Origin of the sequence: Trinickia symbiotica (assembly GCF_003028655.1) — a bacterium.
Classification (GTDB): domain Bacteria; phylum Pseudomonadota; class Gammaproteobacteria; order Burkholderiales; family Burkholderiaceae; genus Trinickia; species Trinickia symbiotica_A.
In genome coordinates, this window is record NZ_PYUC01000002.1 from 190,157 (window position 1) to 203,266 (window position 13,110).

Sequence of the window (13,110 nt, forward strand, 5' to 3'; positions counted from 1 at the left end):
TGTTATTGCCTCTGTTCATATCGAATCGCTCCAATTGCGCATATGCGATACGCATGAAGCGATCGCATTTGAACGAGGCGAACGATGCGCCGCAAAAGCTATCGCGATCTTCTAGTGCGATCAAACTAGGACAAAATAACGGGAGGGACGGCTCGGGTCCGCTTCAACACGGGCGCTCGACGAACTGAGCCGCTAGTCCGCACTGATCTGGATTCGGGAGACTCAACATGGCTGACCAGACGCAAACTTTCAATCCGCCCGGAATCGCGAGCCTTCAACCTGGCGAAGCGACGACAGACCGCATTACATGGGTGAAGCTATCGCTGACTTTCCTGCCGCTTGCCGCGCCCATCAGCGATGCCAAGGTCCTCACCGGAAGACAGAAACCGCTCACGGAAATCGCGTTCATCTTCGCCGAAATCGAGAGTGAGCAAGGCCATCGCGGCATCGGATTCGGTTACTCGAAGCGTGCGGGCGGACAAGGGATGTTCGCGCACGCCAAGGAGCTGGCGCCCGCGCTGCTCGGCGAAGATCCCAACGACATCGGGAAAATCTTCAACAAACTGCTGTGGGCCGGCGCGTCGATGGGGCGAAGCGGCCTCACGACACAGGCCATTGCCCCATTCGATATCGCACTGTGGGACCTCAAAGCCAAACGCGCGGGATTGCCGCTCGCCAAGCTGCTTGGCGCCCATCGCGATTCCGTGCAGTGCTACAACACGCCCGGCGGTTACCTCTCGATGTCGCTTGACACCGTTCTGGAGAATGTCGACCGCTCGCGCGGCAACGGCATCGGCGGCATCAAGATCAAGGTGGGGCAGCCCGACACGCGCGAAGACTTCCGGCGCGTGAAGGCCGTGCGCGATCTTCTCGGTCCGGACTTCCCACTCATGGTCGACGCCAACCAGCAATGGGACCGGCTCAAGGCGCAGCGCGCGTGCCGCAAGTTCGAAGAGCTGGATCTGACCTGGATCGAGGAACCGCTCGACGCGTACGACTTCGAGGGGCACGCTGCACTGGCCGCATCGCTCGACACGGCTGTCGCCACCGGCGAAATGCTGACGAGCTTCGGCGAACACGCACAACTGATCGAAACCCGAGGAGCCGACTACGTCCAGCCCGACGCACCGCGGGTCGGCGGCATCACGCCATTTCTGCAAATCATGCATCTTGCCAGTCTGCGCGGACTCAAGCTTGCCCCGCACTTCGCGATGGAGATCCATCTTCATCTGGCAGCCGCGTATCCGGAAGAACCGTGGCTCGAGCACTTCGAATGGCTGGAGCCGCTCTTCAACGAGCGGCTCGAGTTGCGCGGTGGGCGAATGCACGTGCCCAGCCGGCCCGGCCTCGGCTTCAGCCTGAGCGAACAGGCGATCGCTTGGACAGCCGCGGGCGAAGAATATGGCAAGCGCCGGTAAGCCGCCGCACACGGCCATTGCGCCCGCCGCCTCCTCCGGCACGTTCGTTGCGACACAGAGATGCGCCTGCGTCTTCGCAGGCGCTAACCGCTTTGCGTCCCCGCAACCACGCTTCGAGGAGCTCGAATTGAAACTTCCGACATTTGTTCTCGCATGCTGCGTCGCACTGATGCCTGTTGCGACGGTGCATGCGCAGGAAAGCCAGGCTGCATCCACGACGGAGGCCAATCCGCTGCCGGCGCCCGATCGCGACTTCGTGCAGGCGGCCTCGATGTCCAGTTCCACGGAGATCGACGCAGCCAAGCTCGCGCAAAAAAATTCAAAGGACAAGGACGTCAAGTCGTTCGCGCATCACATGCTGCTGGATCACACGAAGATGACAGTGGAACTCAAGGCTGCCGCGCCGCATGACGTCAAGGTGCCGAAGGACAATTCGGATACGAGCGTGCTCGATTCGCTGCGCCCGTTAAAGGGCAAGGAGTTCGATGACGCCTATATCGACAAGGTCGGCCTGCAAGGCCATGAACAGGCGATTGCCGCGTTCAAGAAGGAAATCTCCGACGGGAAAAACGCCGATTTGAAAAAACTCGCGCAAAAGGGCCTGTCCATCATCGAGGAGCATTACCGCATGGCACAGTCGCTCGCCAAGAAGAAGGGAGTCAGCGGTTGAGCATGCCGGCGCCGCCAACGCCCGCCGGCGAGCGCGATCGAAAGGCGGCACGGCGAAAACGAAATGCAATGTGCAAGGAGCGAATCATGGCGACTGACCAGAAAGGACCGATTACCAAGCAACCGGACAATCCGGACAAGGACCAAGCAGCGGACGACTCCGAGACGTTCGAGACCGATATTTCAGAAACCGGCGAGGACGGAACCGAGGTCCGTCAGGCGGAAGTCAGGAAGGACGATCTATCGGAAACAAAGCCCTCGTCGGACAACAAGGGAAGTTGACGCTCGCGAGACGCCGCTGAGTTCGCGAATGATGCTTCGCGGGGGTGCGGGAGATCGTCCTCCGCGGGGCGCCCTTACGCGAACTCAAGCGCCGCCGCTTCCCGCTTCGTATTGCACGCTCAGTGCGAGGCGATATACGACTTCACGGCCTCGAGCCCGTTCTTGCCGTCGAACGTCGTCACGCCCGTCAGCCATTTATCGAGCACTTGAGGATTGCGCTTGAGCCATGCCTCGGCGGCCTTCCCCGGCTCTTCCTTGTTCATGATCGGCACCATCACATGGTTCTCGATTTCCGTCGTGAACTGCAGATTCGACACGAGCTTGGCCGCGTTCGGGCAGCGCGCCGAATAATCAGGCGGTGTCGCCGTGAAGACTTTCGCCTCCCCGTAGTTCGGGCCGAAGACGTCATCGCCGCCGCTCAGGTAGTCGATCTTCATCTGTACGTTCATCGGATGCGGCTCCCAGCCGAGGAAGACGATCCATTGCTTTTCGCGAATCGCCTTGTTGACCTGAACGAGCATGCCCGCCTCGCTCGATTCGACGAGCTTGAACTTGCCGAGACCGAATTGATTGTTCTTGATCATCTTGTCGATCAGCGCGTTGCCGTCGTTGCCGGGCTCGATGCCGTAGACTCTGTCGCCGAGCTTGTCCGCGTATTTCTGGATGTCGGCGAACGATTTGAGGCCGGCGTTATAAACGTAGTCGGGCACTGCAAGCGTGTACTTCGCCCCGGTCAGATTCGCGGGCTGCAGCACCTTGATCTGCCCCGCTTTCACGAACGGATCGATGATCGGATCCATCGTCGGCGACCAATAACCGAGGAACACATCGATCTGCTTACTCTTGATACCGGCGAACGTGATCGGCACTGAAGCGATCGTCGTCGTCGGATGGTAGCCGAGCCCTTCGAAGATCGTCGACGCAATGCCGGTCGTCGCCGCAATATCGGTCCAGCCGACGTCCGCAAAGCGCACATTGCGGCAAGCTGCCGCGTCGCCCGCGAACGCCGGTGCCGCCAACGCCGCGGTGGCAATCCACGCGCAACCGGCTTTGATCAAGAGCTGCTTCATCACCTTCTCCTCATTTCACTTTGGTTAGTACGTAGATTGCCCGCGTGTCCGTCGGGCGATGGTTGTTGCACACGTGTGGCGTCGAAAAACATGTGTCGCTCAGCTGGCGGGAGTCGTGGCCTCGCGCAGTGCGGCACCCCGCGCCGGCGCGCCATTCGCGACGTAGTACGGCGCGCTCGCGCGGGGCTGCGGCGCGCGACCGCGGATCCGGTCGGCGATCTTCTCTGCGATCATGATCGTTGGCGCGTTCAGGTTGCCCGTGGTGATCAGCGGCATGATCGATGCATCGACGACTCGAAGCCCTTCGAGCCCATGCACGCGACCTTCCGCATCGACTACCGACATTTCGTCGCTGCCCATCGCGCACGAGCACGACGGGTGATACGCGGTCTCCGCGCGTGACCGCACGAACGCATCGAGCTCCGAATCGGTCACGCATTTCGCTCCCGGATTCAGTTCCTCACCGCGGAAGCGATCGAGCGCGGGTTGCCTCATGATTTCGCGCGTGATGCGGATTGCGTCGCGGAACTCGCGCCAATCGAGCGGCTCGGCCATGTAGTTGAAAAGGATCGACGGATGATCGCGCGGATCGCGCGAACGCAGCTTGACGCGCCCGCGGCTCGGCGAGCGCATCGAGCCGACGTGCGCCTGGAAACCGTGCATCTTGATCGCATTCGTGCCGTTGTAATTGATGGCGACCGGCAGGAAGTGATACTGGATGTTGGGCCACGGGTCGTCGTCGCGCGTACGAATGAAGCCGCCCGCTTCGAAGTGATTGCTGGCGCCGATCCCCGTACCCTTCAGCAGCCACTCGAGGCCGATCGCGGGCTGGTTGTGCAGCAGCAGCGCGGGATAGAGCGACACGGGCTCTTTGCACGCGTACTGCAGATACATTTCCAGATGATCCTGCAAGTTCCTGCCGACGCCGGGCAGATCGAGCACCACCGGAATGCCGAGTTCCCGTAGCCATTCGCCGGGACCGACGCCCGAGCGTTGCAGGATCTGCGGCGATGCGATGGCGCCTCCGCACAGCAGAACCTCGTGCCGGGCACGGGCGGTCACGATCGAGGTCGAATTGCCTTGCAGGTACGCGACGCCGCTGGCGCGCTTGCCGCTGAACAGAATGCGGTCCGCCGTGGCGTGCGTGACGATCGTGAGTTCCCGGCGCGCCCGCGCCTGATCCAGATAACCGCGCGCGGTACTCGCGCGCCGCCCATTCGCCGTGACGGTGCGGTCCATCGGCCCGAAGCCTTCCTGGCGGTAGCCATTCAGATCGTCGGTGCGCGGATAGCCCGCCTGTACGCCGGCCTCGACCATCGCCTCGAAGAGCGGATTGACGCCCGGCTTGCTCGTCATCACATGCACCGGGCCCTCGCCGCCATGGTAGTCGTTCGGACCGGCGTCGCGCGTTTCCGCCTTCCGGAAATAGGGCAGGCAGTCGAGATAGGACCAGGATTCGAGACCCTCGCGTTGCGCCCAGCCGTCGTAGTCGAGCGCGTTGCCGCGGATGTAGCACATGCCGTTGATGAGTGACGAGCCGCCCAGCCCCTTGCCGCGCCCGCATTCCATCCGGCGGTTGTTCATATGCGGTTCAGGCTCCGTCTCGTACGCCCAGTTGTAACGCCGGCCTTGCAGCGGATAAGCGAGCGCCGCCGGCATCTGCGTGCGGAAGTCGAAGCGGTAATCCGGGCCGCCTGCTTCGAGCAGTAGCACCGTCACGCCGGCGTCTTCGGTCAGCCGCGTCGCGAGCACATTGCCCGCGGAACCGGCACCGATGATGATGTAGTCGTATTCGTTCGAACCCATACCGAGTTGCCTCAACACGTTGGCCGTCGCAGACCCGCGTTGGCCTGCCGCGCCGACGAGCATGAAACGATGCTCATCGCCCAACCCCGCTCTGCCTTGCTCAGAACAGCGGCTGATATCTGCCCAGCTCGATCTGGACGGACTTCAGCCGCGTGTAGTGCTCGAGTGTCGCGAGGCCGTTCTCCCGCCCCACCCCCGATTGCTTATAGCCGCCTACCGGCATCTGCGCGGGCGATTCGCCCCAGGTATTGACCCAGCAAATGCCGGCCTCGAGCCGATGGATCACCCGATGCGCACGCGCGAGGTTTTCCGTGACGACACCTGCCGCGAGACCGTAGCGCGTGTCGTTCGCGCGCGCGACGACCTCGTCCTCCGTCTCGAACGAAAGCAGACTCATGACCGGACCGAAGATTTCCTCCTGTACGATCTTCATCTCGTCGCGACAATCCGCGAACACCGTCGGCTGCACGAAAAGGCCGCGCGCGAACTCGCCCTCGACGATGCGCGCCCCGCCTGCCACGAGCCGTGCGCCTTCGCGTCGGCCGCTCTCGATAAAGCTGAGCACCTTGTCGAGTTGCGCACGGCTCACGAGCGGACCGAAGTTCGTCGCCGGGTCCGATGGCTTGCCGATACGGATACGCTTCACGCGCTCGCCGATGCGTGCTTCGAAGGCTTGCTGAATCGAGCGATGGACGAATACGCGCGTGCCGTTCGTGCACACTTGCCCGGCGCTGAAGAAGTTGGCGCCCGTCGCGATATCGGCGGCACGATCGAGGTCCGCGTCCTCGAACACGATCAGCGGCGACTTGCCGCCGAGCTCCATCGTCACTTCCTTGAGCGACGATCCGCCCGCGCGCGACATCACTTTCAGGCCTGTCTCGACACTCCCGGTGAACGACATCTTTGCGATATGCGCGTGAGCGCTCAACATCGCACCCACGCGGCCATCGCCTTGCACTACGTTGAACACCCCGGCGGGCACACCGGCTTCGAGATAGATCTCGGCGAGCTTCAGCGCCGACAACGGCGTGACTTCGCTCGGCTTGAAGATCATCGCGTTGCCGGCGGCCAGCGCGGGCGCGGACTTCCAGCATGCGATCTGGATCGGGTAATTCCACGCGCCGATGCCGGCCGTCACGCCGAGCGGCTCGCGACGGGTATAGACGAACGACTCGTCACGCAGCGGAATCTGCTGCCCCTCGATCGCCATGACGAGGCCCGCGTAGTATTCGATCACGTCGGCGCCAGTGACGATATCGACGGCACGTGTTTCCGCGATCGGCTTGCCCGTGTCGCGCATTTCGAGCTCGGCAAGCTCATCGTTGCGGGCACGCAATAGGTCGACCGCGCGCCGCAGAATGCGCGAGCGATCCATCGGGCTCAGTGCCGCCCATGCGCGCTGACCTTGCTGCGCCGATCGAACCGCGCGATCGACATCGGCCTCGCTCGCCTGCTGAACCGTCGCGAGCTTTTCGCCCGTTGCCGGGTCCAGCGTGTCGAAAGTCGCGCCGCTGGTGGCATCGACGTACTCGCCGCCGATGAAGAGTCGCTGCAAACCGTAGTCTGGCATCAGGGGTTTCCTCGCAAACCGGTAGGACGGCGCGGCCATGCCGCGCGGATCATTCGCGTGAGCCCTCGCGCTGCGCGAGCAGCAAGTCGATGTACTCGTTGGCGAGCCGCAACGCGGCCCGCGTATCGAACGGCTCGCCGCTGAGCGCGCCGCGCAGCCACAAGCCGTCGATCATCGCCGCGAGCCCGCGCGCGGCGCGGCGTGCGGCAGCGAGCGGCATCACTTTTCTAAACTCGGCGCACAGATTCGAGTACAGGCGCCGCGTGTTGACACGCTGCAAGCGGCGCAGCGCATCCTCGTGCATGCTTTGCGCCCAAAACGCCAACCACGTTTTCATCACCGGCGTATTCACCTGCGAGACGTCGAAGTTGGCCGCCACGATCGCGCGAAGCCGCGCGCGCGGGCCGCCCTTCGCCGCGACGAGGCGGCGACGCCTCGTCGCCGCCCAGAGATCGCGCAGGATATGGCGCATCGTTGCCTCGAGCAGTCCGCTCTTATCGCCGAAGTAGTGGCTGACGATGCCCGTCGAAATGTTCGCGCGCTGCGCGACCGATGCGAGCGTCGTGCCTGATAGGCCACACTGGTCGATGCACAGCAGGGTGGCGTCGATCAGTTGCGCGCGACGCACTTCGCGCATTCCGACTTTGGGCATGGGTCAGCGGCCTCGGGATTCGATGCGGATACTCTAGTGTTTTTTATTTGAACGATCAATCAATAAAAACAGGGACGATCTGCTCATGTCGTTTTGGGGAAAGCATGGATGAGCCCTCGGAAATGAATCAGAACGTCTTGGTCAGCGTCGCGAAAAACGTCGTCTGCAACGGATTCGAAACCGCGATGTTGCCGGCCGAATCGCGCGCACCCGTTGTGTAGTGGTCGTACACGTTTGTGGCGCCCCACGCCTTAGTGACGGCCCCGGTCAGTGTCCAGCCGCCGTCGAACGTCTTGGAGACAGCCACTTTCGCATCCTGCCAGTTGTAGGCCGAGAAGTTTTGCACGCGCTCCCAGCCGTAGTGCAGCAGCAGCGAAAAGCCGTGCGTGAGATCGATGTTGGTGTTCAGATCGAGGTAGCCGGAGCCGCGACTGCCCTTGTCGTTGCCAATGCCAAGCGACTGGCTGTCGTAGCCGAAGTAGTTCGGCGTGTAAGTCAGCCAATAGCGGGCCGTGAACCACTTGTAGGTCAGCGCGGCAACGAATTCGCCGTAGTTGTAGTTCGTTGCGCTCGCTTCCATGCGGGCGCCGGGATACACGTAGTAGTAGACCGTGCCGGTGTAGGTCAGATCGCCGAGGGAGCCGCCGTAGCCACCGTAGAGATCCCATTCGACCGTGCCGCCTTCGATGAATTTGCTGCTGACGGTCGACAGCCAGGTGCCGGCAAAGAGGCCGCTCGAGTGCGTGTAGTCGAAGCCGCCTTGAATTGCCGGCTTGCCCCACGTCTGACGAAAGCCGCGCGAGACGTATTGCGAGGCCAGCGTGACGTTCGCTGTCAATGGTGAGGCCGCCGGCGCCGATGCCGAAGCGGGAGCACTCGCGGGCGTCGGGGGATCCACGGCCGCGGTCGTTGCGGGAGCAACGCTCGCCGCGCTCGACGAATTCGCACTATCGGCTGCGCTTACAGCGCCTGGGCTTGTGCTTGCCTGCGCGAACGCGCTTGCCGCGTACAGCGAGCCGAGACATAGAGCGGCGCAGCTAATGGCTGTGCCGAGTTGACGTGACTTCCCGTTCAGGTGGTCCATATGCGCTCCGTCGTCGTTGAAATCGATCGCTCTTCGAGTGGCGTTCTGTCATTCGCGGCCACTCTATGGTTTTTTTATTTGAACGGTCAATCAATAAAAAAACGATGACTGGCTCGTGTCGCTTTTGGAAAAAAGAACGTCGGATGAGCAATCATCCGACGCAGTTCGCCGCTCGTGTTGCGGTGCGATCAGTGCGCGCCCGCGGCTGCGGCGCCACCTCCGCCCTTCGCCGGCCTCGTCAGCCAGATGAGCGGAATGATCACGACAAAGATCCCGGCGGACAGCCAGAAAATGTCGTTCAACCCGAGCATCGCCGCCTGCGCGTTCAGCGAACGCTCGAAGAAGGCGACAGCCTGATCCACGCTGCCGCCCAGGACCGCATGTACATTCGCGATCGCCGCCCGGTATGCGGGATTGTCGACGCTCGACTGCTCGGCGAGTTGCGCGTGATGCAGAATCGTCCGATCGTTCCAGCCGGTCGTGACGAGCGAAGTGCCGGCCGCGCCCGCGAACACGCGCGCGAAGTTCGATACGCCGGCCGCCGCGGGAATCTTCTCCGCGGGCAGGCCGGACAGGATGATCGCCGTGAGCGGGACGAAAAAGAGCGCGGTCGGGATGCCCTGCAAGAGCGTCGGCAATACGAGGGTCCATTGATCGACGTCTGTCGTGTAGTGCGAACGCATCAGGAAGACGCCGGCATAGCCGACGAACGCCAGCGTCGCCAACACGCGCGGATCGGACTTCGGCATGACCTTCGCCATCACGGGAGCAAGCAGTACGGCGAAGATGCCGAGCGGCGCTGTCACAAGACCGGCATCCACGGCGCGATAGCCCAGATAGCCCTGAATCCACTGCGGAAGAATCACCAGGTTCGCGAAGAACACGGCGTAAGCGACGGAGATCGCAATCGTGCCGCCCCGAAAATTGCGTACCGCAAAAAGTCGCACGTCCACGATCGGATTTTTCGCCGTGAACTCCCAGATCAGGAAGAAGAGGAAGCTGACAGCGGCCACGGCGGCTAGCGTGCAGATGACAGGCGAGTTGAACCAGTCGAGGTCCTTGCCCTTGTCGAGCATGATCTGCAGCGATGCCACCCATGCAATCAGCGACAGCAGACCGATTTTATCGATGGGAAGCTTGCGCTTCGGCGATTCCCGGTCCCGATAGATCAACCACGTCACCCCCGCCGCGAAGAGACCGACTGGCACGTTGATATAGAAGATCCACGACCAGCTATAGCTATCGGTGATCCATCCGCCCAGCGCGGGGCCGGCGATCGGGCCGACCGTCGCCGTCATTGCCCACAATGCCAGCGCCGTAGAGCTTTTCTCCTTCGGATAAGATCCGAGCAGGATCGCCTGCGACAGCGGGATCAGCGGTCCAGCTACCGCGCCCTGCAATACGCGCGCCGCGAGCAGCACCATCAGGTTCGGTGCCACGCCGCACAGCCACGAAGAGAACGAGAACAGCAGGATCGCGACGACGAAGAGCTTGATTTGGCCGACTCGCTCAGTCAGCCATCCTGTCAGCGGAATCGCCACCGCATTGGCCGCGGCGAACAGCGTGATCACCCAGGTGCCCTCGTCGACCGATACGCCAAGGTTGCCCGAGATCGTAGGGATGGCCACATTGGCGATCGAAGAATCCAGGACGTTCATGAACGTTGCAAGCGCAACCGCGATCGTCGCCAGAATCAGCTTGCCGCCTGTCAGCGGCGGCGGTGCGAGTCGAATCGGGGAATTCATGACGCGCTCCGCTCAAGTTGCCGGACAGGTCTCGTGTTTTGCTCGATGATCTTTTCGATCTCGGCATCGGCCTGCGCGCCGTAGTTCGCGAATACATCCGTGCGGTAAGTCGTGTTCGAGGCTGCGCCGAGTTGCGCGCCGGCGTCGTCGTGCGTGTCCACGTCGACGTTCATCGATAGTCCGATACGCAGTGGATGGGCGTTCAGTTCTTTCTGATCGAGTTCGATGCGTACGGGCAGACGCTGGACCACCTTGATCCAGTTCCCGGTCGCATTCTGCGCGGGCAATGTGGCAAAGGCGCTCCCCGTACCCGCCGAGAAACCGACCACGCGGCCGTGATATTTGACCTTGCCGCCGTAGACGTCCGCCTCGAGCGTCACAGGCTGGCCGATGCGCATGCCGCGCAGCTGGCTCTCCTTGAAGTTGGCATCGACCCACACCCCGTCGAGCGGCACGATCGCCATCAGCGGCGTACCCGGCGACACGCGCTCGCCGACTTGCACGGAACGTTTCGCGACATAGCCGGTGACCGGCGCGGGCAGCGTGTTGCGCGCGTATGCCAGGTACGCGTCGCGCACCTTCGAGGCGGCCGCCAGCACGCTCGGATGCTGCGTGATGGTCGTGTTGTCGGTCATAACGTGGTTGGCTTGCGCCTGTTGCCGCACGGCATCGAGCGCCGCCTGCGCGGCCGTGACGGTGTCGCGCGCGTGAGCGATGTCTTCGGCCGACACGGCCCCCGTACCGGCCACTGCCTGACGGCGGCGCAGGTCGTCCTGGGCGCGGGCCAACTCCGATTGCTTCTGAGCGATGTTCGCGGCGTAGAACTGGTTGTCTACGTAGAGTCGGCTGACTTGCCTCACGGTCTGCGCGAGTGTCGCTTCCGCGTTGCCGAGCGCGACTTTAGCGTCGGCGTCGTCGAGTCGGACGACCGGGTCGCCCTGCTTGACGATCTGGGTATCGTCGGCATTCACGGCGACGACGGTGCCCGTCACCTGCGGCGTCAGTTGCACGAGGTTGCCGCTGACGTACGCGTCGTCAGTGGATTCGTGATAGCGGGCATAGGTCATGTAGTACGCGCCATATGCTGCCGCCGAAACCACGATGGCCGCGCCGAGCAGTGCCAGTAGCAACTTCCTCTTTCGAAAGCTCGATTCGTTCGAGGTAACGGCTTTCGCCGATGTGGCCTCGCGTTTGGCGCTCGTCCCTTGCGACGATTCGAGCTCCGAGGTGTCGATTTCGCTCATTTGAGTTCTCCGGGTAGATGGGATGGGTTTGCCATTCAACGAGGACTGACAACAGCCGGTCCTATCGAGCGAGCGCGGCCGTCAGGCAATGTCGCTGCCGAATGGGGTCGTGCGTCTTGTCTCGAGTCGGACGTATCGACAAACCCACCGCCGAGCGCGGAGGCCAGCGCGATCTGTTTGTCGCGGCGGTCCATACGCAGATTGGCGACCGCCTGATCAGCCGATAGCGCGTTGACGTCCGCGTTCAATACAGTCAGTTGATTCGTGAGACCCGCGTTGTATTGGACGAGCGCGAGTTCGTCGGCTTTGCGCGCGGCGTCCTGTGCCGCCTGCGCATCGACGAGTTGAGCATCTGCCGAACGAACGCCGGCGAGTTGCGTGGCGACTTCGCTCAGCGCAGTCACGAGCGTCTTGTTATACGTCGCGACGGCATAGTCGAGGTCGGCAAAGCGGCCCTTCAGGTTGGCGCGCAGCTCCCCCGCATCGAAGATCGGCAAATGGATCGCCGGGCCGACGGACGCCGTCCGGCTCGCCGCCGTCAGGAATCGGCCGAAGCCGAATGCGTCGAAACCGATTGCGGCGCTCAGGTTGATGTCCGGATAGAACTCGGCCTTCGCCTCCTTCACGTCGTGCATCATCGCGTCGACCCGCCAGCGCGACGCAACGATATCGGGGCGACGGCTCACGAGATCGGCCGGCAGGTTGTCCGGCAGGCGAACGTCGTCCCCCGGGCCTAGTGTCGGCCGGGCAAGCTGCAAGCCACGATCGGGACCGGCGCCGAGCAGCGCGGCGATTTGATAGCGTGTCGCGAGGATTTGCCCATCGAGCGCTTTCAGCGCGGCGCGGCTCGTCGCCAGATTGGCCTGCGCGGTCTTGCGCTCGACTTCGGTATCCAGCCCCGTCGCAATCCGCCCTGCGGTGATGCGCTCGATCTGCTCCCGTCTGGCGACTTCCTGCTGAGCGATATCGCGCAGCGCGTAGAGGCGTGCGAGCTGGTTGTATGTCCGGGCAATGGATGTCGTCAGCGTCAGTTTGACGACTTGCGCGTCGGCCTCGCTCGCCTGAAGCTGGGAGATAGCCGCCCTTAGCGCCTCACGGTTCTTGCCCCATAAGTCGAGATCGTACGAAGCGCTGAGCAGCCCCTTGTTTTCCGTCTGCCACGATCCGCCGTAGGGCGGCGGCACGAGGGCCGTGCTCGAGAATTGCTGGCGCGTGAGCGAGTAGCTGGCATCGACGCGCGGCATCGTGTTGGCGTTCGCCGTTTCGCTGTAAGCAGCAGCAGCCGCTACGCGGGCACGCGCCTGGTCGAGCGTAGGGCTGCCCTTCAACGCTTCGACGATAAGCGCCTTCAGTTGCGCATCGCCGAACTGGTCAGCCCAGTCGGCCGCAGGCCAACGGCCCCCGTCAGCGGGAATGCTTTGCTGCGTGGCGTACTGTTGCGGCTCGGCAGGCTTCGCGTCGCTATGGATGCCCGCGTAGTTCGCGCACGCCGATAGCACTGCCGCGAATATCACCGACATACCAATCTTCAGTACCGCTGAAACGCGCCGCCCAGGGTTCCGTTGAACGC

The 13,110-nt window shown here is 62.9% G+C and carries 12 protein-coding genes; 4 read left to right on the forward strand and 8 right to left on the reverse strand.

Annotated features, from left to right (window positions below; genetic code table 11):
* The first annotated feature begins 227 nt into the window (after positions 1-227).
* The 3 genes from C9I57_RS04340 (at position 228) to C9I57_RS04350 (ending at position 2,369) form a co-directional block, all read left to right on the forward strand.
* Entirely contained in the window at positions 228-1,418 is a 1,191-nt protein-coding gene (locus C9I57_RS04340) for an L-talarate/galactarate dehydratase (RefSeq protein WP_107149426.1), read from the forward strand.
* Positions 1,419-1,587: 169 nt separating this feature from the next.
* Complete coding sequence (locus tag C9I57_RS04345; RefSeq protein WP_051089950.1) at positions 1,588-2,088, forward strand: DUF4142 domain-containing protein; 501 nt, start codon at positions 1,588-1,590, stop codon at positions 2,086-2,088.
* 86 nt (positions 2,089-2,174) lie between these two features.
* Positions 2,175-2,369, forward strand: coding sequence for a hypothetical protein (locus C9I57_RS04350; RefSeq protein ID WP_107149715.1), 195 nt, complete (start codon positions 2,175-2,177; stop codon positions 2,367-2,369).
* A 119-nt stretch (positions 2,370-2,488) separates the two neighbouring features.
* On the opposite strand, the gene C9I57_RS04355 is transcribed toward C9I57_RS04350, so the two are convergent.
* From C9I57_RS04355 to C9I57_RS04375, 5 genes are all read right to left on the reverse strand, one after another.
* A complete protein-coding gene (locus C9I57_RS04355) occupies positions 2,489-3,439 on the reverse strand; it encodes a choline ABC transporter substrate-binding protein (RefSeq protein ID WP_107149427.1) in 951 nt (316 codons plus the stop codon).
* 99 nt (positions 3,440-3,538) lie between these two features.
* On the reverse strand, positions 3,539-5,245 hold the full coding sequence (betA, locus tag C9I57_RS04360; RefSeq protein WP_107149716.1) for a choline dehydrogenase: 1,707 nt from the start codon (positions 5,243-5,245) through the stop codon (positions 3,539-3,541).
* 100 nt (positions 5,246-5,345) lie between these two features.
* Positions 5,346-6,815: a betaine-aldehyde dehydrogenase gene (betB, locus tag C9I57_RS04365; protein ID WP_107149428.1), complete on the reverse strand. Its 1,470-nt coding sequence runs from the start codon at positions 6,813-6,815 to the stop codon at positions 5,346-5,348.
* A gap of 49 nt (positions 6,816-6,864) precedes the next feature.
* Positions 6,865-7,467 (reverse strand): transcriptional regulator BetI, encoded by a 603-nt coding sequence (gene betI, locus C9I57_RS04370; RefSeq protein ID WP_107149429.1) that lies wholly within the window; start codon positions 7,465-7,467, stop codon positions 6,865-6,867.
* A gap of 127 nt (positions 7,468-7,594) precedes the next feature.
* Positions 7,595-8,305, reverse strand: coding sequence for a TorF family putative porin (locus tag C9I57_RS04375; protein ID WP_308835699.1), 711 nt, complete (start codon positions 8,303-8,305; stop codon positions 7,595-7,597).
* Here C9I57_RS04375 and C9I57_RS33130 point away from each other — a divergent pair.
* Positions 8,289-8,525, forward strand: a complete 237-nt coding sequence (locus C9I57_RS33130) for a hypothetical protein (protein WP_258187535.1) — start codon at positions 8,289-8,291, stop codon at positions 8,523-8,525. The genes C9I57_RS04375 and C9I57_RS33130 overlap by 17 nt on opposite strands.
* Before the next feature lie 214 nt (positions 8,526-8,739).
* Here the strand turns inward: C9I57_RS33130 and C9I57_RS04380 are convergent, their stop codons facing one another.
* The 3 genes from C9I57_RS04380 to C9I57_RS04390 are packed head-to-tail and all read right to left on the reverse strand — an operon-like array spanning position 8,740 to position 13,060.
* Positions 8,740-10,296, reverse strand: a complete 1,557-nt coding sequence (locus C9I57_RS04380) for a DHA2 family efflux MFS transporter permease subunit (RefSeq protein ID WP_107149431.1) — start codon at positions 10,294-10,296, stop codon at positions 8,740-8,742.
* Positions 10,293-11,540: an HlyD family secretion protein gene (locus C9I57_RS04385; RefSeq protein ID WP_107149432.1), complete on the reverse strand. Its 1,248-nt coding sequence runs from the start codon at positions 11,538-11,540 to the stop codon at positions 10,293-10,295. Before C9I57_RS04385 ends, C9I57_RS04380 begins: the two co-directional genes overlap by 4 nt.
* A gap of 35 nt (positions 11,541-11,575) precedes the next feature.
* On the reverse strand, positions 11,576-13,060 hold the full coding sequence (locus tag C9I57_RS04390) for an efflux transporter outer membrane subunit (RefSeq protein WP_107149433.1): 1,485 nt from the start codon (positions 13,058-13,060) through the stop codon (positions 11,576-11,578).
* Positions 13,061-13,110: the final 50 nt, after the last annotated feature.